Source organism: Pseudomonas sp. R32 (assembly GCF_009866705.1).
In the GTDB taxonomy this organism is placed as follows: domain Bacteria; phylum Pseudomonadota; class Gammaproteobacteria; order Pseudomonadales; family Pseudomonadaceae; genus Aquipseudomonas; species Aquipseudomonas donghuensis.
Genome location: NZ_CP019396.1, coordinates 5035000 through 5056184 on the forward strand (window position 1 = coordinate 5035000; position 21185 = coordinate 5056184).

Here is a 21185-nt window from a genome sequence, read left to right on the forward strand (position 1 = left end):
TAGCCCTTACTTGGAGTAGAGCTCGACAATCAGGCTTTCGTTGATGTCGGCGGACAGGTCGCTGCGAGCAGGAACGTTCTTGAAAACGCCCGACTTCTTAGCAGCATCCACATCTACCCACTCAACGCGGCCACGCTGGGCGCACAGTTCAAGGGCTTGAACAATGCGCAGCTGGTTCAGCGACTTCTCGCGAACCGCGACCACGTCACCCGGACGAACTTGGTAGGACGGAACGTTTACAGTCTTGCCGTTTACGCTGATCGCTTTGTGCGAAACCAGCTGACGGGATTCGGCACGAGTAGCGCCAAAGCCCATACGATAAACGACGTTATCCAGACGGCACTCGAGCAGTTGCAGCAGGTTCTCACCAGTAGCGCCCTTCTTGGAGGCCGCTTGCTTGTAGTAACCGCTGAATTGACGCTCGAGAACGCCGTAGATACGACGAACTTTTTGTTTCTCACGCAGCTGGGTGCCGTAGTCGGACTGACGACCGCGGCGCTGACCGTGGATACCTGGGGCTGCTTCGATGTTGCACTTCGATTCCAGAGCGCGAACGCCGCTCTTCAGGAACAGATCAGTGCCTTCACGACGAGACAGTTTGCATTTTGGACCAATGTAACGTGCCATTTATCTGTCTCCTGATTACACGCGGCGCTTCTTCGGCGGACGGCACCCGTTATGCGGGATTGGCGTCACGTCGGTGATGCTGGCGATCTTATAGCCACAGCCGTTCAGAGCACGAACAGCGGACTCACGACCTGGACCTGGACCCTTGACGTTGACGTCGAGGTTCTTCAGACCATATTCCAGCGCAGCTTGACCAGCACGTTCAGCAGCTACCTGAGCAGCGAACGGGGTGGACTTGCGGGAACCGCGGAAACCCGAACCGCCGGAGGTAGCCCAAGACAGAGCGTTACCTTGACGATCGGTGATGGTCACGATGGTGTTGTTAAAAGACGCATGGATGTGGGCGATGCCATCAACCACTGTCTTTTTGACTTTTTTACGAGGACGAGCAGCAGGTTTTGCCATTTCTAAATTCCTGTCGATTCGCTGGTGCGATTACTTGCGGATCGGCTTACGCGGGCCCTTACGGGTACGCGCGTTGGTCTTGGTACGCTGACCGCGTACTGGCAGACCCCGACGATGACGCAGGCCGCGGTAGCAACCCAGGTCCATCAACCGCTTGATTTTCATGTTGATGTCACGGCGCAGATCACCTTCGGTGATGTACTTCGCGACTTCAGTACGCAGCGATTCAACCTGCTCGTCGCTCAGATCCTTGATCTTAGCGGCTGGGTTGACCCCAGTCTCTGCACAGATTTTCTGTGCAGTAGTGCGACCAACACCATAGATGTAGGTCAGCGAGATAACAGTGTGCTTGTTATCTGGAATGTTGACGCCTGCAATACGGGCCATTCAGTGGGACTCCAATTGACAGCTACCTACGCCCCGGAAGCCAAGAAATAGGGCGCGAGATAATATCGCTGTAGAAACAAATAATCAACCCAGCAGCGCACTAGCTGCTGGGTTTGAAGCTCAGATCACACTCAGCCTTGGCGCTGCTTGTGACGTGGTTCCGCACTGCAAATTACTCGAACGACACCTTCGCGGCGAATAATTTTGCAGTTACGGCACAGCTTTTTCACCGATGCACGAACTTTCATCACCAACTCCTCGAACCTTAAGGGTCAATCAGCGCAGCAGACCGCTGCCACCGTAGCCTTTCAGGTTGGCTTTCTTCATCAGGGATTCGTACTGGTGCGAAACGAGGTGCGATTGTACTTGGGACATGAAGTCCATCACAACCACTACCACAATCAGCAACGAGGTCCCGCCAAGGTAGAACGGAACGTTTGCCGCGACCACCAGGAACTGGGGAAGCAGACACACGGCCGTCATATAAAGAGCACCGAACATGGTCAAGCGGGTCAGAACGCCATCAATGTAGCGCGCCGACTGCTCGCCCGGACGGATACCCGGAATAAAGGCACCGGACTTCTTCAGGTTTTCCGCTACGTCTTTCGGATTGAACATCAACGCCGTATAGAAGAAGCAGAAGAAAATAATCCCTGCACTAAACAGCAGAATATTCAACGGCTGACCAGGAGCGATCGACTGCGAGATGTCCTGCAACCAGCCCATACCTTCGGACTGACCGAACCAGGCACCCAGCGAAGCCGGGAACAGCAAGATGCTGCTCGCGAAAATGGCAGGGATTACACCCGCCATGTTCACTTTCAACGGCAAGTGGCTGGTCTGCGCAGCGAAGACCTTGCGGCCCTGCTGACGCTTGGCGTAGTGAACGGCGATACGACGCTGACCACGCTCAATGAACACCACGAAACCGATAATCGCTACTGCCAGCAAACCGATTGCGACCAGGGCGAAAATGTTGATATCGCCTGTGCGTGCAGACTCGAAAGACTGCCCGATTGCTCTCGGAAGACCGGCGACGATACCTGCGAAAATCAACATCGAGATACCGTTGCCTACACCGCGCTCGGTGATCTGCTCGCCCAGCCACATCATGAACATCGCGCCGGCCACGAACGTGGACACCGCAACGAAATGGAAGCCAAAGTCAGCAGAAAACGCCACGCCCTGACCGGCCAGGCCAATGGACATGCCAATGGCCTGGACCAGCGCCAGGATAACGGTGCCGTAGCGGGTGTACTGGCTGATCTTGCGACGGCCAGCTTCACCTTCCTTCTTCAACTGCTCCAGCTGCGGGCTGACGGCGGTCATCAGTTGCATGATGATCGATGCCGAAATGTACGGCATGATCCCCAGTGCAAAGATGCTCATCCGTTCCAGCGCGCCGCCGGAAAACATGTTGAACAAGCTAAGAATGGTCCCCTCATTCTGTCGAAACAGTTCCGCCAGCCGGTCCGGGTTGATACCTGGAACTGGGATGTGTGCGCCTATCCGGTAGACGATGATCGCCAGGAACAGAAAACGCAGACGAGCCCAGAGTTCAGACATCCCGCCTTTGCCGAGCGAAGAGAGAGCACCTTGCTTAGCCATTTATTCCTCGAACTTGCCGCCAGCTGCTTCGATAGCCGCACGCGCACCTTTGGTGGCTGCGATACCCTTGATGGTGACCGCGCGAGTAACTTCGCCGGACAGCATGATTTTCACACGCTGTACGTTTTGGTTAATCACGTTGGCATCCTTCAGGGATTGCACGGTGACAACGTCGCCTTCCACTTTGGCCAGCTCGGACAGACGCACTTCTGCGCGGTCCATGGCTTTCAGGGAAACGAAGCCGAACTTCGGCAGACGACGGTGCAGCGGCTGTTGACCGCCTTCAAAGCCTGGAGCAATGGTGCCACCGGAACGGGAGGTTTGACCTTTGTGGCCACGGCCACCAGTCTTACCCAAACCGCTACCGATACCACGGCCCGGACGATGCTTCTCGCGACGGGAACCCGGCGCTGGACTCAGATCATTGAGTTTCATCGATTAACCCTCGACGCGCAGCATGTAGTAAGCCTTGTTGATCATCCCGCGATTCTCGGGAGTATCCAGGACTTCTACAGTGTGACCGATGCGGCGCAGACCCAGACCCTTAACACACAGTTTGTGGTTAGGGAGACGGCCGGCGGTGCTTTTGATCAGCGTTACTTTAACGGTAGCCATGATCAGCGGATCTCCTCAACGCTCTTGCCGCGCTTGGCAGCAATGGACTCAGGAGATTGCATAGCTTTCAGACCCTTGAAAGTGGCATGAACCACGTTCACTGGGTTGGTCGAGCCGTAGCACTTGGCCAGGACGTTCTGAACGCCAGCAACTTCCAGGACGGCACGCATTGCGCCACCGGCGATGATACCGGTACCTTCCGAGGCAGGCTGCATGTACACCTTCGACGCGCCATGGGCGGACTTGGTGGCGTACTGCAGAGTAGTGCCGTTCAGGTCTACCTGAATCATGTTGCGACGAGCAGCTTCCATGGCTTTCTGGATCGCAGCAGGTACTTCGCGCGACTTGCCACGGCCGAAGCCAACACGACCTTTACCATCACCTACCACGGTCAACGCGGTGAAAGTGAAGATTCGGCCGCCTTTGACGGTTTTAGCAACGCGGTTAACTTGAACCAGCTTCTCGATGTAGCCTTCGTCGCGCTTTTGATCGTTATTTGCCATAACTTAGAACTCCAGCCCGCCTTCACGAGCAGCATCAGCCAGCGCTTTGACGCGGCCATGGTACTTGAAGCCGGAACGGTCAAAGGCAACTTGAGATACACCGGCGGCTTTCGCGCGCTCAGCTACCAGCTTGCCAACCTTAGTGGCCGCGTCGATGTTGCCGGTGGCACCATCACGCAGTTCTTTGTCCAAGGTCGAGGCACTGGCCAGAACCTTGCTGCCGTCGGCCGAAATGACCTGGGCGTAGATGTGCTGCGAGGAGCGGAACACGCAGAGACGCACGACTTCGAGTTCGTGCATTTTCAGGCGTGCTTTGCGAGCGCGACGCAGTCGAGTAACTTTTTTGTCGGTCATTTGCTAGGCCCTACTTCTTCTTGGCTTCTTTACGACGGACGACTTCGTCCGCGTAACGCACACCCTTGCCTTTGTACGGCTCTGGTGGACGGAAGTCGCGGATTTCAGCGGCCACCTGACCTACCAGCTGCTTGTCGATACCCTTGATCAGGATATCGGTCTGGCTTGGGGTCTCTGCGGTGATACCGGCCGGCAGTTCGTAATCCACTGGATGCGAGAAGCCGAGTGCCAGGTTCAGCACGGTGCCTTTGGCTTGTGCTTTGTAACCAACACCGACCAGCTGGAGCTTGCGCTCGAAGCCTTGGCTTACGCCCTGGACCATGTTGTTCACCAGGGCGCGGGTAGTACCGGCCATAGCGCGAGTTTGTTGATCGCCATTGCGAGCAGCGAAACGCAGCTCACCAGCTTCTTCAACAATTTCAACCGACGAGTGAACGTTCAGTTCGAGAGTGCCCTTGGCACCCTTCACCGAAAGCTGTTGGCCGACGAATTTGACTTCGACACCGGCTGGCAGCTTAACGGGGTTCTTAGCGACGCGAGACATGCTTATCCCCCCTTAGAACACTGTGCAGAGAACTTCGCCGCCGACACCGGCAGCGCGCGCAGCACGATCAGTCATCACACCTTTGTTGGTGGAGACGATAGACACGCCCAGACCGCCACGTACTTTCGGCAGTTCTTCGACGGACTTGTACTGACGCAGGCCTGGACGACTTACGCGCTTGACTTCCTCGATGACCGGACGGCCTTCGAAGTATTTCAGCTCGATGGAAAGCGATGGTTTTACTTCGCTGCTGACTTGATAGCCAGCGATGTAACCTTCATCTTTCAGAACTTTGGCTACCGCAACCTTCAGAGTCGACGAAGGCATGCTTACGACGGACTTTTCAGCCATCTGGGCATTACGGATGCGAGTTAGCATGTCCGCTAACGGGTCCTGCATACTCATGGGCTAGACGCTCCTGATACAAGAAAAATTAGCCTCTCGGCTACTACAGACCCCTGAAATCGCCGGGCATAAAAACCCGGGCTCAGGAGAGCCGGTCATTCTAGACAGTTCCCAGAAACGAAACAAGCCCCAGAAGGGGCTTGTTTCGTTGCAAGGTCACCGGTGGTCGGAAGATTGCTCCCCCGCCACCTGCACGCTGCCGGTACGTCTTACCAGCTGGCTTTAACCAGACCTGGAACGTCACCGCGCATTGCTGCTTCACGCAGCTTGTTACGGCCGAGGCCGAACTTGCGGTAAACGCCGTGTGGACGACCGGTGATGCGGCAACGGTTACGCAGGCGCGAGGCGCTGGCGTCACGTGGTTGCTTCTGCAGAGCTACGACAGCGGCAAAACGCTCTTCTGGAGTTGCTTCCAGGTTAACGATGGTCGCTTTCAGCTCGGCACGCTTCTTGGCGTACTTGGCAACAGTGAGCTGACGCTTCAGCTCACGGTTTTTCATGCTCTTCTTGGCCATTTTCCTACTCCAATCAGTTGCGGAACGGGAATTTGAAAGCACGCATCAGAGCGCGGCCTTCGTCATCGTTCTTGGCAGTGGTGGTCAGGGTAATGTCCAGACCGCGCAGAGCATCGATCTTGTCGTAGTCGATTTCCGGGAAGATGATCTGCTCTTTCACGCCCATGCTGTAGTTACCACGACCATCGAAGGACTTGGCATTCAGGCCGCGGAAGTCGCGAACCCGAGGCAGGGAGATCGCCAGCAGGCGGTCCAGGAACTCGTACATACGATCACGGCGCAGAGTAACTTTAACGCCGATCGGCCAGCCCTCACGGACTTTGAAGCCCGCGATGGATTTCCGAGCGAAAGTCACAACGGCTTTCTGACCGGTGATCTTCTCCAGGTCAGCAACAGCGTGCTCGATGACTTTTTTGTCGCCGACAGCTTCGCCCAGACCCATGTTCAGGGTGATCTTGGTAACGCGCGGAACTTCCATCACGTTCGCCAGCTTAAGTTCTTCCTTAAGCTTGGGAGCAATCTCGTTCCGGTAAATCTCTTTCAGTCGTGCCATGGTCTTCTACCTAGCAGTGTTCAAGCATCAACCGCTTTTTGGGTCGACTTGAAGACACGAATTTTTTTGCCGTCTTCTACTTTGAAACCAACGCGGTCAGCCTTGTTGGTTTCGCCGTTGAAAATGGCGACGTTGGAAGCGTGCAGTGGCGCTTCTTTCTCGACGATACCGCCCTGTACGCCCGACATCGGGTTAGGCTTGGTATGACGCTTCACCAGGTTGATCCCACCAACGACCAGACGGTCGTCAGCGAGAACCTTGAGCACCTTACCGCGCTTACCTTTGTCTTTGCCGGCGATCACGATGATCTCGTCGTCACGACGAATCTTTTGCATGTCGGATCTCCTTACAGCACTTCTGGGGCGAGCGAGACGATCTTCATGAACTTCTCAGTACGAAGTTCACGGGTCACTGGCCCAAAGATACGGGTGCCGATCGGCTCTTGCTTGTTGTTCAGCAGAACAGCAGCATTGCCATCAAAGCGGATGATGGAGCCGTCAGCACGACGGACACCGTGGCGAGTGCGGACTACAACAGCAGTCATCACTTGGCCTTTCTTCACTTTACCGCGAGGAATTGCTTCCTTGACGGTTACCTTGATGATGTCACCGATGCCGGCGTAACGGCGGTGCGAACCGCCGAGAACCTTGATGCACATGACGCGACGAGCGCCGCTGTTATCGGCCACATCGAGCATGGATTGAGTCTGAATCATAAAATTTCTCCGACCCTTAGCCCTTAGACTTCAACAGCGCGTTCGAGAACTTCAACCAGTGCCCAGGACTTGGTCTTGGCCAGCGGACGGGTCTCGCGGATGGAGACCTTGTCGCCGATATGGCACTGGTTGGTTTCGTCGTGCGCGTGCAGCTTAGTCGAACGCTTAACGTATTTACCGTAGATCGGGTGCTTTACGCGACGCTCGATTAGTACGGTGATGGTTTTGTCCATCTTGTCGCTGACGACACGGCCAGTCAGCGTACGGACGGTTTTTTCAGCTTCAGCCATGATCACTTACCTGCCTGCTGGTTGAGCACAGTTTTCACGCGAGCGATGTCACGCTTAACTTGCGAGAGCAGGTGCGACTGCCCCAACTGGCCAGTTGCTTTCTGCATACGCAGATTGAACTGGTCGCGCAGCAAGCCGAGCAGTTGCTCGTTCAGCTGCTGTGCTGATTTTTCACGAAGTTCATTCGCTTTCATCACATCACCGTCCGCTTAACAAAGGAGGTGGCGAGAGGCAGCTTTGCAGCCGCCAGGGCGAAAGCCTCACGCGCCAGCTCTTCAGAAACACCCTCGATCTCGTACAGGACTTTGCCTGGCTGGATCTGGGCAACCCAGTATTCCACGGAACCTTTACCTTTACCCATCCGCACTTCGAGAGGCTTCTTGGAGATTGGCTTGTCCGGGAACACACGGATCCAGATTTTACCGCCACGTTTTACGTGACGGGTCAGAGCACGACGTGCCGACTCAATCTGGCGGGCGGTGAGACGACCGCGAGCAACAGCTTTCAGAGCAAATTCGCCGAAGCTGACTTTGCTACCGCGCAGTGCCAGACCACGGTTGTGGCCAGTCATCTGCTTGCGGAATTTTGTACGCTTTGGTTGCAACATTTGGCGTACCCCTTACTTAGCAGCTTTTTTACGAGGCGCTGGTGCTTGTGGTTTCAGTTCTTCTTGGCGACCACCAATTACTTCGCCTTTGAAAATCCAAACCTTCACACCGATCACACCGTAAGTGGTGTGAGCTTCGTAGGTGGCATAGTCGATATCGGCACGCAGGGTGTGCAGTGGCACACGACCTTCGCGATACCATTCAGTACGTGCGATTTCAGCACCGCCGAGACGACCGCTCACTTGGATCTTGATGCCTTTGGCACCAATGCGCATGGCGTTCTGTACGGCGCGCTTCATGGCGCGACGGAACATCACACGACGCTCCAGCTGCTGAGCTACGCTCTGAGCTACCAGCATACCGTCGAGTTCCGGCTTGCGGATCTCTTCGATGTTGATGTGCACAGGCACACCCATTTGCTTGGTCAGGTCCTGACGCAGTTTCTCAACATCTTCACCTTTCTTCCCGATAACGATACCTGGACGAGCGGTGTGGATGGTGATGCGTGCAGTTTGGGCCGGACGATGGATATCGATACGGCTAACGGACGCGCTTTTTAGTTTGTCTTGGAGGTACTCACGCACATTCAGATCTGCGAGCAAATAGTCCGCATAAGTCCGACCGTCTGCGTACCAGACGGAGGTGTGCTCCTTGACGATTCCCAGGCGAATGCCAGTGGGATGTACTTTCTGACCCATCTGATCGACTCCGTTACTTGTCCGCAACCTTGACAGTGATATGGCAAGACCGCTTGACGATGCGATCAGCGCGGCCTTTGGCACGCGGCATGATGCGCTTCAGCGAACGCCCTTCGTTGACGAAAACGGTGGAGACCTTCAGGTCATCAACGTCTGCGCCTTCGTTATGCTCGGCGTTGGCTACGGCCGACTCGAGGACTTTCTTCATGATTTCAGCAGCTTTCTTGCTGCTGAAAGCCAACAGGTTGAGCGCTTCGCCCACCTTCTTCCCGCGGATCTGGTCGGCGACCAAGCGGGCTTTCTGGGCGGAGATTCGAGCGCCCGACAACTTAGCGGCTACTTCCATTTCCTTACCCCTTAACGCTTGGCTTTCTTGTCAGCCACGTGCCCACGATAAGTGCGGGTACCGGCAAACTCGCCCAGTTTATGGCCGACCATGTCTTCGTTCACGAGAACGGGGACGTGTTGGCGACCGTTGTGTACCGCGATGGTCAGACCGACCATTTGTGGCAGGATCATGGAACGGCGCGACCAGGTCTTAACTGGTTTGCGATCGTTCTTTTCCGCCGCCACTTCGATCTTCTTCAGTAGGTGAAGATCGATAAAAGGACCTTTTTTCAGAGAACGTGGCACTGTCGTATCCCTCTATTTACTTGCGACGACGGACGATCATGTTGTCGGTACGCTTATTACCACGAGTCTTCGCGCCCTTAGTCGGGAAGCCCCATGGCGATACCGGATGACGACCACCGGAGGTACGACCTTCACCACCACCATGTGGGTGGTCAACCGGGTTCATGGCAACACCACGAACGGTTGGGCGAACGCCACGCCAGCGTTTGGCACCAGCTTTACCCAGCGAACGCAGGCTGTGCTCGGAGTTCGAGACTTCACCCAGGGTCGCACGGCATTCAGCCAGGACTTTACGCATTTCACCAGAGCGCAGACGCAGGGTCACATAGACACCTTCGCGAGCGATCAGCTGAGCCGAAGCACCAGCGGAACGAGCGATCTGTGCACCTTTGCCCGGCTTCAGTTCGATGCCGTGAATGGTGCTACCCACTGGGATGTTGCGCAGTTGCAGGGAGTTGCCTGGCTTGATTGGAGCCAGAGCGCCTGCGATCAGCTGGTCGCCAGCAACAACGCCTTTAGGGGCGATGATGTAGCGGCGCTCGCCGTCTGCGTAGCACAGCAGTGCGATGTGAGCAGTACGGTTTGGATCGTATTCGATACGCTCGACAGTGGCGACGATGCCATCTTTGTCGTTGCGACGGAAATCGACCATACGGTAATGCTGCTTATGACCACCACCTACGTGACGAGTAGTGATGCGGCCATTGTTGTTACGACCACCAGACTTCGATTTCTTCTCGAGCAGCGGTGCGTGAGGAGCGCCTTTATGCAGCTCCTTGTTGACCACCTTGACCACGAAACGGCGGCCAGGGGAAGTCGGTTTGCATTTAACGATTGCCATGATGCACCCCTTCCTTACTCAGCACTGCTGCTGAAATCGAGATCTTGGCCTGGCTGAAGCGAAACGATCGCTTTCTTCCAGTCATTGCGCTTGCCCAGACCACGTGCGGTACGCTTGGTTTTACCCAGAACGTTTACAGTCGACACGTTTTCGACTTTTACGCCGAACAGGCCTTCGACAGCTTTCTTGATTTCCAGCTTGGTTGCGTCAGTAGCAACCTTGAATACGAACTGGCCTTTTTTCTCAGCCAGAACGGTAGCCTTCTCGGAAACATGCGGGCCAAGGAGGACTTTAAATACGCGTTCCTGGTTCATCCCAGCAGCTCCTCGAATTTCTTCACGGCCGACACAGTGATCAACACTTTGTCGTATGCGATCAGACTGACCGGATCGGAACCCTGGACGTCACGTACGTCGACGTGCGGCAGGTTACGAGCAGCCAGGTACAGGTTCTGATCAACAGCGTCCGAAACGATCAGTACGTCGCTCAGACCCATGCCGTTCAGCTTGTTCAGCAGGTCTTTGGTTTTCGGTGCTTCAACAGCGAAGTCCTGAACCACGACCAGACGGTCGGTACGCACCAGCTCAGCGAGGATGGAACGCATTGCTGCGCGGTACATCTTCTTGTTGAGCTTCTGCGAGTGATCCTGAGGACGAGCTGCGAAAGTGGTACCACCGCCACGCCAGATTGGGCTACGGATAGTACCGGCACGAGCACGGCCAGTGCCTTTCTGACGCCATGGGCGCTTACCGCCACCAGCAACGTCGGAACGGGTTTTCTGCTGCTTGGTGCCTTGACGGCCGCCGGCCATATAGGCCACGACTGCTTGGTGTACCAGCGTCTCGTTGAATTCGCCGCCGAAAGTCAGTTCGGAAACTTCGATCGCTTGAGCGTCATTTACATTTAGTTGCATGTCAGCTTCCCCTTAACCGCGAGCCTTGGCAGCCGGACGCACAACCAGATCGCTGCCAGTTGCGCCTGGAACGGCACCCTTGACCAGCAACAGATTGCGTTCAGCGTCGACGCGCACTACTTCGAGGGACTGAACGGTCACGCGCTCGGCGCCCATGTGACCGGACATTTTCTTGCCCTTGAATACACGACCAGGAGTCTGGCACTGGCCGATAGAGCCCGGGACGCGGTGGGAGACGGAGTTACCGTGGGTGTTATCTTGACCGCGGAAATTCCAACGCTTGATGGTACCGGCAAAGCCTTTACCCTTGGACTGGCCGGTAACGTCTACCAGCTGACCTGCAGCGAAGATTTCAGCGTTGATCGAATCACCGGCCTGGAACTCACCTTCTTCAAGGCGGAATTCCCAGACACCGCGACCCGCGGCAACGTTCGCTTTAGCGAAGTGACCTGCTTGAGCAGCAGTCACGCGCGAAGCGCGACGCTCACCGACAGTGACTTGCACTGCACGATAGCCATCGGTTTCTTCAGTTTTGAACTGGGTGACGCGATTCGGCTCGATCTCAATGACCGTGACCGGAATGGAGACACCTTCTTCGGTGAAAATACGGGTCATACCGCATTTACGACCGACTACACCAATAGTCATGTTGTAAACCTCATGAGTGTACGGGGCTTTCACCCGCTATGGCCGCCCATTTCAGAGCGTTACACGACTAAGACCGAGTCTTAGCCGAGGCTGATCTGCACTTCCACACCGGCCGCAAGATCAAGCTTCATAAGAGCATCAACGGTTTTATCCGTTGGCTGGACGATGTCCAGAACGCGCTTATGAGTACGGATCTCGTACTGGTCACGCGCGTCTTTGTTGACGTGCGGAGAGACCAGAACGGTGAACCGCTCTTTACGGGTAGGCAGTGGAATTGGACCACGCACTTGAGCACCAGTACGTTTCGCGGTTTCCACGATTTCCTGGGTGGATTGGTCGATCAGGCGATGGTCAAAAGCCTTCAACCTGATACGGATTTGCTGATTTTGCATTGGATTTCAGACTCCAGGCTGCTATTCCCACCGGGCGCACTACGCCCGTTAAAAGGAGGCGTGATTCTATAGAGGGCCCCACCGAGTGTCAACCCAATAAAAAAGCCCCCGCTGAGCGGGGGCCTTTTTAAGCGATCAACGATTACTCGATGATTTTGGCTACGACGCCGGCGCCGACGGTACGACCGCCTTCACGGATAGCGAAACGCAGACCGTCTTCCATCGCGATGGTTTTGATCAGGGTAACAGTCATTTGAATGTTGTCACCTGGCATTACCATTTCAACGCCTTCTGGCAGCTCGCAGTTACCAGTCACGTCAGTAGTACGGAAGTAGAACTGTGGACGGTAGCCTTTGAAGAACGGAGTGTGACGGCCGCCTTCTTCTTTGCTCAGAACGTAAACTTCTGCGGTGAACTTGGTGTGCGGCTTGACCGAACCTGGCTTGACCAGAACCTGGCCACGCTCAACGTCGTCACGCTTGGTGCCGCGCAGCAGCACGCCGCAGTTCTCGCCAGCACGACCTTCGTCCAGCAGCTTGCGGAACATCTCAACACCGGTGCAGGTGGTGGTGGTGGTGTCACGCAGACCAACGATTTCCAGAGCGTCTTGAACGCGGACGATACCACGCTCGATACGACCGGTAACAACGGTACCACGACCCGAGATCGAGAATACGTCTTCGATTGGCATCAGGAACGGCTTGTCGATAGCGCGCTCAGGCTCTGGGATGTAGCTGTCCAGAGTCTCAACCAGCTTCTTGACAGCGGTGGTGCCCATTTCGTTGTCGTCTTTGCCTTCCAGGGCCATACGAGCCGAACCGATGATGATCGGAGTGTCGTCGCCTGGGAAGTCGTAGGTGGACAGCAGGTCGCGAACTTCCATCTCGACCAGTTCCAGCAGCTCAGCGTCGTCTACCAGGTCAGCCTTGTTCAGGAAGACCACGATGTACGGAACGCCAACCTGACGGGACAGCAGGATGTGCTCACGGGTTTGTGGCATCGGACCATCGGCGGCCGAGCAAACCAGGATCGCGCCGTCCATCTGGGCAGCACCGGTGATCATGTTCTTCACGTAGTCAGCGTGACCTGGGCAGTCAACGTGAGCGTAGTGACGAATGTTCGAGTTGTACTCGACGTGCGCGGTGTTGATGGTGATACCGCGAGCTTTCTCTTCTGGAGCGCTGTCGATCTTGTCGAATTCGACGACGGCCGAACCGAAAACTTCGGAGCAGACGCGAGTCAGAGCTGCGGTCAGAGTGGTTTTACCGTGGTCAACGTGACCGATGGTGCCAACGTTGACGTGCGGAAGGGAACGATCAAATTTTTCTTTAGCCACGACAGTGAACCTCTTGCCTAAAGGGCTGGATTAGCCTTGTTTTTTAACGAGTGCTTCGACGATATTCGACGGAGCTTCGGCGTATTTGGAGAATTCCATGGAGTAGCTCGCGCGACCCTGAGACATGGAACGAACGTCGGTCGCATAACCGAACATTTCTCCGAGCGGAACTTCAGCACGGACAACCTTGCCGGACACCGAATCTTCCATACCCTGGATCAGACCACGACGACGGTTCAGGTCACCCATCACGTCACCCATGTAGTCCTCAGGGGTCACAACTTCTACCTTCATGATCGGCTCAAGCACTTTACCGCCGCCTTTGGCTGCGAGTTGCTTGGTCGCCATGGAGGCCGCCACCTTGAACGCCATCTCGTTGGAGTCGACGTCGTGGTAGGAACCATCAAACACGGTTGCCTTCAGGCCGATCAGCGGATAGCCGGCAACGATGCCGTTCTTCATCTGCTCTTCGATACCCTTCTGGATCGCCGGGATGTATTCCTTAGGAACCACACCACCTACAACCTCGTTGGTGAATTCCAGGCCTTCGGTGATGTTGCCCTGGGCGTCCACTGATGGCTGCGAGAAGCGAATCCAGCAGTGACCGAACTGACCGCGACCACCGGACTGACGAACGAACTTACCTTCGATCTCGACGTTGTCCTTGGTGATCTGCTCGCGGTACGAAACCTGTGGCTTACCAATGTTGGCTTCGACGTTGAACTCGCGCTTCATGCGGTCAACGAGGATGTCCAGGTGAAGCTCACCCATACCGGAGATGATGGTCTGGCCGGTTTCTTCGTCGGTTTTGACGCGGAACGACGGGTCTTCCTGAGCCAGTTTGCCCAGTGCGATACCCATCTTCTCCTGGTCTTGCTTGGTCTTCGGCTCAACAGCTACCGAAATCACAGGCTCCGGGAAGTCCATACGCTCGAGGATGATCGGCTTGTCGGCGTTGCACAGGGTGTCACCAGTGGTGACGTCCTTCATGCCGATCAGAGCAGCGATGTCGCCTGCCAGTACTTCTTTGATTTCTTCACGCTGGTTGGCGTGCATCTGCACCATACGACCAACGCGTTCTTTCTTGCCCTTGACCGAGTTGATCACGGAGTCGCCGGACTGCAGCATACCCGAGTAAACGCGGACGAAGGTCAGAGTACCCACGAACGGGTCGGTGGCAATCTTGAACGCCAGAGCCGAGAACGGCTCGTTGTCGTCTGCATGACGCTCGTCGTAGTCGGCGTCAACCAGCTCGTCTTTCGGCTTCTCGATCAGATCAGGGTGGATACCCTTGATCGCCGGGATTTCGGTCGGAGCAGGCAGGAAGTCGATGACGGCGTCGAGAACCAGGGGAACGCCCTTGTTCTTGAACGAAGAACCGCAGACCGCCGGAACGATCTCGCTGGCCAGGGTGCGCGCACGCAGACCGGCTTTGATTTCCTCGACCGACAGCTCACCTTCTTCAAGGTACTTGTTCATCAGCTCTTCGTTGGCTTCGGCAGCAGCTTCTACCATGTTCGCGCGCCATTCTTCGGCCAGCTCGAGCATGTCCGCAGGAATCTCTTCCTCACGGTAGGTAGTGCCTTTGTCGTCTTCGTTCCAGTAGATAGCCTTCATCTTGATCAGGTCGACCTGACCCTGGAAGTTATCTTCCGAACCGATAGCCAGCTGAACAGGAACCGGGGTGTGACCCAGACGGTTCTTGATCTGACCTACGACGCGCAGGAAGTTGGCACCGGCACGGTCCATCTTGTTCACGTAAACAACACGTGGAACGCCGTACTTGTTGGCTTGACGCCATACGGTTTCGGACTGTGGCTCAACGCCGGAGGTGCCGCAGAAAACAACGACCGCGCCGTCGAGTACGCGCAGCGAACGTTCTACTTCAATAGTGAAGTCAACGTGGCCGGGGGTATCGATGACGTTTACGCGGTAGTTGTCGTACTGGCCACGGGAACCCTGCCAGAAGGTGGTGACAGCAGCGGAGGTAATGGTAATACCCCGCTCCTGCTCCTGCACCATCCAGTCGGTGGTCGCGGCGCCGTCATGCACCTCGCCCATCTTGTGGCTCAGGCCTGTGTAGAACAGGATCCGCTCGGTAGTGGTAGTTTTGCCCGCGTCAACGTGCGCGCAAATACCGATGTTACGGTAGCGGTTGATTGGTGTAGTACGAGCCATAGAGCCCTCGCAAAAATAGTGATGCCAGAATTAGAAGCGGTAGTGCGAGAACGCTTTGTTGGCTTCGGCCATACGGTGTACGTCTTCACGCTTCTTGACTGCAGCACCTTTGCCTTCAGCAGCATCCAGCAGCTCGCCGGCCAGGCGCAGAGCCATGGACTTCTCGCCACGCTTGCGGGCGTAGTCTACCAACCAGCGCATTGCCAGGGCGTTACGACGGGATGGACGAACTTCAACAGGAACCTGGTAAGTGGCACCGCCAACACGGCGCGACTTAACTTCGACCAGCGGAGCGATGGCGTCGAGAGCTTTCTCGAAGATTTCCAGGGGATCGCTGTTCTTGCGTTCTTTGACCTTGTCCAGCGCACCGTAAACGATACGCTCGGCAACGGCCTTCTTGCCGCTTTCCATCACGTGGTTCATGAACTTGGCGAGGATCTGGCTTCCGTATTTTGGATCGTCCAGAATCTCACGCTTGGCTGCTACACGACGTCTTGGCATTGATAAGCCCTCAAACGGTCTTCAGGTTAGCCCGGGACAGTGCCCCCTAAGGGTGCGTGCCCGACCTTACTCTTATCGACTCAATAAAATGAATAACTGCAAACTGCTGCAAACGGCCGATTACTTCGGACGCTTGGTACCGTACTTCGAACGACCTTGGTTACGACCTTTGACGCCGGAGGTATCCAGGGAGCCGCGAACGGTGTGGTAACGAACACCTGGCAAGTCTTTTACACGGCCGCCACGGATCAGGACGACGCTGTGCTCTTGCAGGTTGTGGCCTTCACCACCGATGTACGAGGAAACCTCGAAACCGTTGGTCAGACGCACACGGCAAACTTTACGCAGTGCCGAGTTAGGTTTTTTCGGCGTGGTGGTGTACACACGGGTGCACACGCCACGACGTTGCGGGCAGTTCTGCAGCGCAGGAACGTCGGATTTCTCGACGATACGCTTACGCGGCTGACGTACCAGCTGGTTGATAGTTGCCATCTACTAGCTCCACTGTTGTCTTGCGACGCTATTGTCTTGCAAGAAAAGCAAAAATTGGCAGGACGGAGTCCCACCAAATTTAGGGGTACAAGAGTCTAAAGAGGATCTTGCCCCCAGTCAAGACAAGGCCCCGGCCCTCCCCTTCCGATCATCGGCAACAAATTATGTCGCCGATGGCCAAAACAGGTTTGCCGGGGCCCTATCCTACTTTCAGTTACCGCTGGAATTCAGCGCTTCGGTCAGTGCGGCTTCCACCTCACTGGCACTTACGCGCAGCGGCTTGTCGGCATCACGGCGACGCTTGCGCTCGCTGTGGTAGGCCAGACCGGTACCGGCCGGGATCAGACGACCCACGACCACGTTTTCTTTCAGGCCGCGCAGGTAATCGCGCTTGCCGGTTACCGCCGCTTCGGTCAGTACGCGGGTGGTTTCCTGGAAGGAAGCCGCCGAGATGAACGATTCGGTGGACAGCGAGGCCTTGGTGATACCCAGCAGTACGCGAGTGAACTTGGAGACAAACTTGTCTTCCGCGCCAAGGCGCTCGTTCTCTACCAGTACCTGGGTCAGCTCCATCTGGTCGCCCTTGATGAAGCTGGAGTCACCCGACTCGGCAATCTCGACCTTGCGCAGCATCTGACGCAGGATGGTTTCGATGTGCTTGTCGTTGATCTTAACGCCTTGCAGACGGTAAACGTCCTGAATCTCGTTGACGATGTACTTGGCCAGCGCGCTGACACCCAGCAGACGCAGGATGTCGTGCGGATCGCTCGGACCGTCGGAGATAACTTCGCCGCGGTTCACTTGTTCGCCTTCGAAGACGTTCAGGTGACGCCACTTCGGAATCAGCTCTTCGTACGGATCGCTACCGTCGTTCGGGGTGATGACCAGACGGCGCTTGCCCTTGGTCTCTTTACCGAAGGCGATGGTGCCGCTGACTTCAGCCAGAATCGAGGCTTCTTTCGGACGACGGGCTTCGAACAAGTCGGCAACCCGTGGCAGACCACCGGTGATGTCACGGGTCTTCGACGTTTCTTGCGGGATACGCGCGATAACGTCACCGACGCCGATCTGGGCACCGTCAGCCACACCAACCAGGGCGTTGGCCGGCAGGAAGTACTGAGCCGGTACGTCGGTACCCGGCAGCAGCAGATCCTTGCCGTTGGCGTCGACCATCTTGATTGCAGGACGGATTTCCTTACCTGCAGCCGGACGGTCTTTGACGTCCAGAACTTCAATGTTGGTCAAACCAGTCAATTCGTCAGTCTGACGCTTGATGGTGATGCCTTCTTCCATGCCCACGAAGGTCACGGTACCTTTCATTTCGGTAACGATCGGGTGGGTGTGCGGGTCCCACTTGGCGACGATTGCGCCAGCATCGACCTTGTCGCCTTCCTTCACCGAAATCACTGCACCGTAAGGCAGCTTGTAGCGCTCACGCTCACGACCGAATTCGTCGGCAATCGCCAACTCACCGGAACGCGATACGGCAACCAGGTTACCGTCGGCACGCTCAACCTGTTTCAGGTTGTGCAGGCGAACCATACCGCCGTTCTTCACCTGGACGCTGTCGGCAGCCGAGGTCCGGCTTGCAGCACCACCGATGTGGAACGTACGCATGGTCAGCTGGGTACCCGGCTCACCGATCGACTGGGCAGCGATAACGCCGACTGCTTCACCGATGTTCACCTGGTGACCGCGAGCCAGGTCGCGACCGTAGCACTTGGCGCAGATGCCGTAGCGGGTTTCGCAGCTGATTGGCGAACGCACGATCACTTCGTCGATGCTGTTCAGCTCGATGAACTCGACCCACTTCTCGTCGACCAGGGTACCGGCCGGAACGATAACGTCGTCGGTGCCTGGCTTGAACACGTCACGGGCGATAACACGACCCAGTACACGCTCACCCAGAGGCTCTACAACGTCGCCGCCTTCAATGTGCGGCGTCATCAGCAGGCCTTGCTCGGTGCCGCAGTCGATCTCGGTAACCACCAGATCCTGGGCTACGTCTACCAGACGACGAGTCAGGTAACCGGAGTTCGCGGTTTTCAACGCGGTATCCGCCAGACCCTTACGAGCACCGTGAGTCGAGATGAAGTACTGGAGTACGCTCAGACCTTCACGGAAGTTCGCGGTGATCGGCGTCTCGATGATCGAGCCGTCCGGTTTGGCCATCAGACCACGCATACCGGCCAGCTGACGAATCTGAGCTGCCGAACCCCGGGCACCGGAGTCAGCCATCATGTACATCGAGTTGAAGGACTCTTGCTCGACTTCGTCGCCATTGCGGTCGATGACTTTCTCTTTCGAGAGGTTGGCCATCATCGCCTTGGAGACTTCGTCGTTCGCCTTGGACCACAAGTCGATGACTTTGTTGTACTTCTCGCCCTGGGTTACCAGGCCGGAGGCGTACTGGCTCTCGATCTCTTTCACTTCGTCGGTAGCGGTACCGATGATGCGGGCTTTTTCATCCGGGATAACGAAGTCGTTAACACCGATGGAAACGCCGGAGATGGTCGAGTAGGCAAAACCGGTGTACATCAGCTGGTCAGCGAAGATCACGGTCTCTTTCAGACCAACCACGCGGTAGCACTGGTTGATCAGCTTGGAGATCGCCTTTTTCTTCATTGGCTGGTTGACCACGTCGTACGACAGACCTGGTGGTACAACCTGGAACAGCAGCGCACGGCCGACAGTGGTGTCGACGATACGGGTGTTCTTGACGCTGCCGCCATCACGATCGTTAACGGTTTCGTTGATACGAACCTTGATCTTGGCGTGCAGGGCAGCTTCGCCGGCGCGGAATACGCGGTCGACTTCCTGCAGGTCGGCGAATACGCGACCTTCGCCCTTGGCGTTGATGGCTTCACGGGTCATGTAGTACAGACCCAGTACAACGTCCTGCGACGGAACGATGATTGGCTCACCGTTGGCTGGCGACAGAATGTTGTTGGTCGACATCATCAGCGCGCGTGCTTCAAGCTGGGCTTCCAGCGTCAGCGGCACGTGAACGGCCATCTGGTCACCGTCGAAGTCGGCGTTGTACGCAGCACAGACCAGCGGGTGCAGCTGGATAGCCTTACCTTCGATCAGTACCGGTTCAAAGGCCTGGATACCCAGACGGTGAAGGGTCGGTGCACGGTTGAGCAGTACGGGGTGTTCGCGAATCACTTCGGCGAGAACGTCCCAAACCTCTGGCAGCTCGCGCTCGACCATCTTCTTGGCGGCCTTGATGGTGGTCGCCAGACCACGCATTTCCAGCTTGCCGAAAATGAACGGCTTGAACAGCTCGAGAGCCATCTTCTTCGGCAGACCGCACTGGTGCAGACGCAGGGTCGGACCTACGGTAATTACCGAACGGCCGGAGTAGTCAACACGCTTACCGAGCAAGTTCTGACGGAAACGACCTTGCTTACCCTTGATCATGTCGGCCAGGGATTTCAGAGGACGCTTGTTCGAACCGGTGATGGCACGACCGCGACGGCCGTTATCCAGCAAGGCGTCGACCGCTTCCTGCAGCATGCGCTTTTCGTTGCGCACGATGATGTCCGGCGCGGACAGGTCGAGCAGGCGCTTCAGACGGTTGTTACGGTTGATCACCCGACGATACAGGTCGTTCAGGTCGGAAGTCGCGAAGCGACCGCCATCCAGCGGAACCAATGGACGCAGGTCTGGCGGCAGAACCGGCAGAACGGTCAGGACCATCCACTCAGGCAGGTTGCCCGAGCCCTGGAAGGCTTCCATCAGTTTCAGACGCTTGGACAGCTTCTTGATCTTGGTTTCCGAGTTGGTCTGCGGAATCTCTTCGCGCAGGCGGCCAATCTCGTGCTCCAGGTCGATAGCGTGCAGCAGCTCGCGGACAGCCTCGGCACCCATGCGGGCGTCGAAGTCATCGCCGAACTCTTCCAGCGCTTCGAAGTACTGCTCGTCGTTGAGCAGCTGGCCTTTTTCCAGGGTGGTCATGCCCGGGTCGATAACGACATAGCTCTCGAAGTAGAGAACGCGTTCGATATCACGCAGGGTCATGTCCATCAGCAAGCCGATACGGGACGGCAGCGACTTCAGGAACCAGATGTGGGCAACCGGCGAAGCCAGTTCGATGTGCGCCATGCGCTCACGACGCACCTTGGCCAGGGCGACTTCAACGCCGCACTTCTCGCAGATCACACCGCGGTGTTTCAGGCGCTTGTACTTACCGCACAGGCACTCGTAGTCCTTGACTGGGCCAAAAATCTTGGCGCAGAACAGGCCGTCACGCTCAGGTTTGAACGTACGGTAGTTGATGGTTTCCGGCTTTTTAACTTCACCGAACGACCACGAACGGATCATCTCAGGCGAGGCCAATCCGATACGGATGGCGTCGAACTCTTCGACTTGACCCTGGTTTTTCAGCAAATTCAGTAGGTCTTTCAAGGCCTTTCCTCCTG

General features: G+C 56.4%; 31 protein-coding genes. All 31 read right to left on the reverse strand.

Features of this window, described 5'->3' with window-relative positions:
* Window positions 1–6 precede the first annotated feature (6 nt).
* The 31 genes from rpsD to rpoC all read right to left on the reverse strand — a co-directional run bounded on the left by rpsD (window position 7) and on the right by rpoC (window position 21171).
* Window positions 7–627: a 30S ribosomal protein S4 gene (gene rpsD, locus PspR32_RS23220; RefSeq protein WP_010220321.1), complete on the reverse strand. Its 621-nt coding sequence runs from the start codon at window positions 625–627 to the stop codon at window positions 7–9.
* Between the two features lie 15 nt (window positions 628–642).
* Complete coding sequence (gene rpsK / locus PspR32_RS23225) at window positions 643–1032, reverse strand: 30S ribosomal protein S11 (RefSeq protein ID WP_002555466.1); 390 nt, start codon at window positions 1030–1032, stop codon at window positions 643–645.
* Window positions 1033–1062: 30 nt separating this feature from the next.
* Entirely contained in the window at window positions 1063–1419 is a 357-nt protein-coding gene (gene rpsM, locus PspR32_RS23230; RefSeq protein WP_010220320.1) for a 30S ribosomal protein S13, read from the reverse strand.
* Between the two features lie 131 nt (window positions 1420–1550).
* Window positions 1551–1667: a 50S ribosomal protein L36 gene (gene rpmJ, locus PspR32_RS23235; protein WP_002555468.1), complete on the reverse strand. Its 117-nt coding sequence runs from the start codon at window positions 1665–1667 to the stop codon at window positions 1551–1553.
* Between the two features lie 28 nt (window positions 1668–1695).
* A complete protein-coding gene (gene secY / locus PspR32_RS23240; RefSeq protein WP_010220319.1) occupies window positions 1696–3027 on the reverse strand; it encodes a preprotein translocase subunit SecY in 1332 nt (443 codons plus the stop codon).
* Window positions 3028–3462 carry a 50S ribosomal protein L15 gene (rplO, locus tag PspR32_RS23245; RefSeq protein ID WP_010220318.1) on the reverse strand — a complete coding sequence of 145 codons (435 nt, stop codon included), beginning with the start codon at window positions 3460–3462 and terminating at the stop codon, window positions 3028–3030.
* A gap of 3 nt (window positions 3463–3465) precedes the next feature.
* Entirely contained in the window at window positions 3466–3642 is a 177-nt protein-coding gene (rpmD, locus tag PspR32_RS23250) for a 50S ribosomal protein L30 (protein WP_010220317.1), read from the reverse strand.
* Window positions 3643–3644: 2 nt separating this feature from the next.
* Window positions 3645–4145 (reverse strand): 30S ribosomal protein S5, encoded by a 501-nt coding sequence (rpsE, locus tag PspR32_RS23255; protein ID WP_010220316.1) that lies wholly within the window; start codon window positions 4143–4145, stop codon window positions 3645–3647.
* Between the two features lie 3 nt (window positions 4146–4148).
* The gene (rplR, locus tag PspR32_RS23260; RefSeq protein WP_009397496.1) at window positions 4149–4499 is read right to left on the reverse strand and encodes a 50S ribosomal protein L18; all 351 of its coding nucleotides are present in this window, start codon (window positions 4497–4499) and stop codon (window positions 4149–4151) included.
* Between the two features lie 10 nt (window positions 4500–4509).
* Window positions 4510–5043: a 50S ribosomal protein L6 gene (rplF, locus tag PspR32_RS23265; RefSeq protein ID WP_010220314.1), complete on the reverse strand. Its 534-nt coding sequence runs from the start codon at window positions 5041–5043 to the stop codon at window positions 4510–4512.
* A 12-nt stretch (window positions 5044–5055) separates the two neighbouring features.
* Window positions 5056–5448, reverse strand: coding sequence for a 30S ribosomal protein S8 (gene rpsH / locus PspR32_RS23270; RefSeq protein WP_010220313.1), 393 nt, complete (start codon window positions 5446–5448; stop codon window positions 5056–5058).
* Between the two features lie 209 nt (window positions 5449–5657).
* Entirely contained in the window at window positions 5658–5963 is a 306-nt protein-coding gene (rpsN, locus tag PspR32_RS23275; protein ID WP_010220312.1) for a 30S ribosomal protein S14, read from the reverse strand.
* Window positions 5964–5976: 13 nt separating this feature from the next.
* Window positions 5977–6516 carry a 50S ribosomal protein L5 gene (gene rplE, locus PspR32_RS23280; protein WP_010220311.1) on the reverse strand — a complete coding sequence of 180 codons (540 nt, stop codon included), beginning with the start codon at window positions 6514–6516 and terminating at the stop codon, window positions 5977–5979.
* 20 nt (window positions 6517–6536) lie between these two features.
* Window positions 6537–6851, reverse strand: a complete 315-nt coding sequence (gene rplX / locus PspR32_RS23285) for a 50S ribosomal protein L24 (protein ID WP_009397501.1) — start codon at window positions 6849–6851, stop codon at window positions 6537–6539.
* An 11-nt stretch (window positions 6852–6862) separates the two neighbouring features.
* Window positions 6863–7231, reverse strand: coding sequence for a 50S ribosomal protein L14 (gene rplN / locus PspR32_RS23290; RefSeq protein ID WP_002555479.1), 369 nt, complete (start codon window positions 7229–7231; stop codon window positions 6863–6865).
* Between the two features lie 23 nt (window positions 7232–7254).
* Window positions 7255–7521 (reverse strand): 30S ribosomal protein S17, encoded by a 267-nt coding sequence (gene rpsQ / locus PspR32_RS23295; protein WP_008374160.1) that lies wholly within the window; start codon window positions 7519–7521, stop codon window positions 7255–7257.
* A gap of 2 nt (window positions 7522–7523) precedes the next feature.
* Window positions 7524–7715 carry a 50S ribosomal protein L29 gene (gene rpmC, locus PspR32_RS23300; RefSeq protein WP_002555481.1) on the reverse strand — a complete coding sequence of 64 codons (192 nt, stop codon included), beginning with the start codon at window positions 7713–7715 and terminating at the stop codon, window positions 7524–7526.
* The gene (rplP, locus tag PspR32_RS23305) at window positions 7715–8128 is read right to left on the reverse strand and encodes a 50S ribosomal protein L16 (RefSeq protein ID WP_003255479.1); all 414 of its coding nucleotides are present in this window, start codon (window positions 8126–8128) and stop codon (window positions 7715–7717) included. The genes rpmC and rplP overlap by 1 nt, the downstream gene beginning before the upstream one ends.
* A gap of 12 nt (window positions 8129–8140) precedes the next feature.
* Window positions 8141–8827, reverse strand: coding sequence for a 30S ribosomal protein S3 (rpsC, locus tag PspR32_RS23310; protein ID WP_010220308.1), 687 nt, complete (start codon window positions 8825–8827; stop codon window positions 8141–8143).
* A 13-nt stretch (window positions 8828–8840) separates the two neighbouring features.
* Entirely contained in the window at window positions 8841–9173 is a 333-nt protein-coding gene (gene rplV, locus PspR32_RS23315) for a 50S ribosomal protein L22 (RefSeq protein ID WP_003103908.1), read from the reverse strand.
* Between the two features lie 11 nt (window positions 9174–9184).
* The gene (gene rpsS, locus PspR32_RS23320; RefSeq protein ID WP_002555486.1) at window positions 9185–9460 is read right to left on the reverse strand and encodes a 30S ribosomal protein S19; all 276 of its coding nucleotides are present in this window, start codon (window positions 9458–9460) and stop codon (window positions 9185–9187) included.
* A 16-nt stretch (window positions 9461–9476) separates the two neighbouring features.
* Window positions 9477–10301 carry a 50S ribosomal protein L2 gene (gene rplB, locus PspR32_RS23325; protein WP_010220307.1) on the reverse strand — a complete coding sequence of 275 codons (825 nt, stop codon included), beginning with the start codon at window positions 10299–10301 and terminating at the stop codon, window positions 9477–9479.
* 14 nt (window positions 10302–10315) lie between these two features.
* On the reverse strand, window positions 10316–10615 hold the full coding sequence (gene rplW / locus PspR32_RS23330; RefSeq protein ID WP_010220306.1) for a 50S ribosomal protein L23: 300 nt from the start codon (window positions 10613–10615) through the stop codon (window positions 10316–10318).
* On the reverse strand, window positions 10612–11214 hold the full coding sequence (gene rplD / locus PspR32_RS23335) for a 50S ribosomal protein L4 (RefSeq protein ID WP_010220305.1): 603 nt from the start codon (window positions 11212–11214) through the stop codon (window positions 10612–10614). The genes rplW and rplD overlap by 4 nt, the downstream gene beginning before the upstream one ends.
* Window positions 11215–11226: 12 nt before the next feature.
* Window positions 11227–11862, reverse strand: coding sequence for a 50S ribosomal protein L3 (gene rplC / locus PspR32_RS23340; protein ID WP_010220304.1), 636 nt, complete (start codon window positions 11860–11862; stop codon window positions 11227–11229).
* Between the two features lie 80 nt (window positions 11863–11942).
* Window positions 11943–12254, reverse strand: coding sequence for a 30S ribosomal protein S10 (gene rpsJ, locus PspR32_RS23345; RefSeq protein WP_003186070.1), 312 nt, complete (start codon window positions 12252–12254; stop codon window positions 11943–11945).
* 142 nt (window positions 12255–12396) lie between these two features.
* Window positions 12397–13590, reverse strand: a complete 1194-nt coding sequence (gene tuf, locus PspR32_RS23350; protein ID WP_010220303.1) for an elongation factor Tu — start codon at window positions 13588–13590, stop codon at window positions 12397–12399.
* Window positions 13591–13620: 30 nt separating this feature from the next.
* Window positions 13621–15768 carry an elongation factor G gene (gene fusA / locus PspR32_RS23355; protein ID WP_010220302.1) on the reverse strand — a complete coding sequence of 716 codons (2148 nt, stop codon included), beginning with the start codon at window positions 15766–15768 and terminating at the stop codon, window positions 13621–13623.
* Between the two features lie 30 nt (window positions 15769–15798).
* Window positions 15799–16269 carry a 30S ribosomal protein S7 gene (gene rpsG, locus PspR32_RS23360; protein WP_008089143.1) on the reverse strand — a complete coding sequence of 157 codons (471 nt, stop codon included), beginning with the start codon at window positions 16267–16269 and terminating at the stop codon, window positions 15799–15801.
* Window positions 16270–16389: 120 nt separating this feature from the next.
* Window positions 16390–16761: a 30S ribosomal protein S12 gene (rpsL, locus tag PspR32_RS23365; protein WP_003186084.1), complete on the reverse strand. Its 372-nt coding sequence runs from the start codon at window positions 16759–16761 to the stop codon at window positions 16390–16392.
* Window positions 16762–16971: 210 nt separating this feature from the next.
* Window positions 16972–21171 (reverse strand): DNA-directed RNA polymerase subunit beta', encoded by a 4200-nt coding sequence (gene rpoC, locus PspR32_RS23370; protein ID WP_010220301.1) that lies wholly within the window; start codon window positions 21169–21171, stop codon window positions 16972–16974.
* Window positions 21172–21185 lie beyond the last annotated feature (14 nt).

Excerpts from the sequence above, each read along its gene's own strand:
- rpsD (WP_010220321.1), bottom strand. The coding sequence starts at position 627 with ATGGCACGTTACATTGGTCCAAAATGCAAACTGTCTCGTCGTGAAGGC.
- rpsK (WP_002555466.1), bottom strand. The coding sequence starts at position 1,032 with ATGGCAAAACCTGCTGCTCGTCCTCGTAAAAAAGTCAAAAAGACAGTG.
- rpsM (WP_010220320.1), bottom strand. The coding sequence starts at position 1,419 with ATGGCCCGTATTGCAGGCGTCAACATTCCAGATAACAAGCACACTGTT.
- rpmJ (WP_002555468.1), bottom strand. The coding sequence starts at position 1,667 with ATGAAAGTTCGTGCATCGGTGAAAAAGCTGTGCCGTAACTGCAAAATT.
- secY (WP_010220319.1), bottom strand. The coding sequence starts at position 3,027 with ATGGCTAAGCAAGGTGCTCTCTCTTCGCTCGGCAAAGGCGGGATGTCT.
- rplO (WP_010220318.1), bottom strand. The coding sequence starts at position 3,462 with ATGAAACTCAATGATCTGAGTCCAGCGCCGGGTTCCCGTCGCGAGAAG.
- rpmD (WP_010220317.1), bottom strand. The coding sequence starts at position 3,642 with ATGGCTACCGTTAAAGTAACGCTGATCAAAAGCACCGCCGGCCGTCTC.
- rpsE (WP_010220316.1), bottom strand. The coding sequence starts at position 4,145 with ATGGCAAATAACGATCAAAAGCGCGACGAAGGCTACATCGAGAAGCTG.
- rplR (WP_009397496.1), bottom strand. The coding sequence starts at position 4,499 with ATGACCGACAAAAAAGTTACTCGACTGCGTCGCGCTCGCAAAGCACGC.
- rplF (WP_010220314.1), bottom strand. The coding sequence starts at position 5,043 with ATGTCTCGCGTCGCTAAGAACCCCGTTAAGCTGCCAGCCGGTGTCGAA.
- rpsH (WP_010220313.1), bottom strand. The coding sequence starts at position 5,448 with ATGAGTATGCAGGACCCGTTAGCGGACATGCTAACTCGCATCCGTAAT.
- rpsN (WP_010220312.1), bottom strand. The coding sequence starts at position 5,963 with ATGGCCAAGAAGAGCATGAAAAACCGTGAGCTGAAGCGTCAGCTCACT.
- rplE (WP_010220311.1), bottom strand. The coding sequence starts at position 6,516 with ATGGCACGACTGAAAGAGATTTACCGGAACGAGATTGCTCCCAAGCTT.
- rplX (WP_009397501.1), bottom strand. The coding sequence starts at position 6,851 with ATGCAAAAGATTCGTCGTGACGACGAGATCATCGTGATCGCCGGCAAA.
- rplN (WP_002555479.1), bottom strand. The coding sequence starts at position 7,231 with ATGATTCAGACTCAATCCATGCTCGATGTGGCCGATAACAGCGGCGCT.
- rpsQ (WP_008374160.1), bottom strand. The coding sequence starts at position 7,521 with ATGGCTGAAGCTGAAAAAACCGTCCGTACGCTGACTGGCCGTGTCGTC.
- rpmC (WP_002555481.1), bottom strand. The coding sequence starts at position 7,715 with ATGAAAGCGAATGAACTTCGTGAAAAATCAGCACAGCAGCTGAACGAG.
- rplP (WP_003255479.1), bottom strand. The coding sequence starts at position 8,128 with ATGTTGCAACCAAAGCGTACAAAATTCCGCAAGCAGATGACTGGCCAC.
- rpsC (WP_010220308.1), bottom strand. The coding sequence starts at position 8,827 with ATGGGTCAGAAAGTACATCCCACTGGCATTCGCCTGGGAATCGTCAAG.
- rplV (WP_003103908.1), bottom strand. The coding sequence starts at position 9,173 with ATGGAAGTAGCCGCTAAGTTGTCGGGCGCTCGAATCTCCGCCCAGAAA.
- rplB (WP_010220307.1), bottom strand. The coding sequence starts at position 10,301 with ATGGCAATCGTTAAATGCAAACCGACTTCCCCTGGCCGCCGTTTCGTG.
- rplW (WP_010220306.1), bottom strand. The coding sequence starts at position 10,615 with ATGAACCAGGAACGCGTATTTAAAGTCCTCCTTGGCCCGCATGTTTCC.
- rplD (WP_010220305.1), bottom strand. The coding sequence starts at position 11,214 with ATGCAACTAAATGTAAATGACGCTCAAGCGATCGAAGTTTCCGAACTG.
- rplC (WP_010220304.1), bottom strand. The coding sequence starts at position 11,862 with ATGACTATTGGTGTAGTCGGTCGTAAATGCGGTATGACCCGTATTTTC.
- rpsJ (WP_003186070.1), bottom strand. The coding sequence starts at position 12,254 with ATGCAAAATCAGCAAATCCGTATCAGGTTGAAGGCTTTTGACCATCGC.
- fusA (WP_010220302.1), bottom strand. The coding sequence starts at position 15,768 with ATGGCTCGTACTACACCAATCAACCGCTACCGTAACATCGGTATTTGC.
- rpsG (WP_008089143.1), bottom strand. The coding sequence starts at position 16,269 with ATGCCAAGACGTCGTGTAGCAGCCAAGCGTGAGATTCTGGACGATCCA.
- rpsL (WP_003186084.1), bottom strand. The coding sequence starts at position 16,761 with ATGGCAACTATCAACCAGCTGGTACGTCAGCCGCGTAAGCGTATCGTC.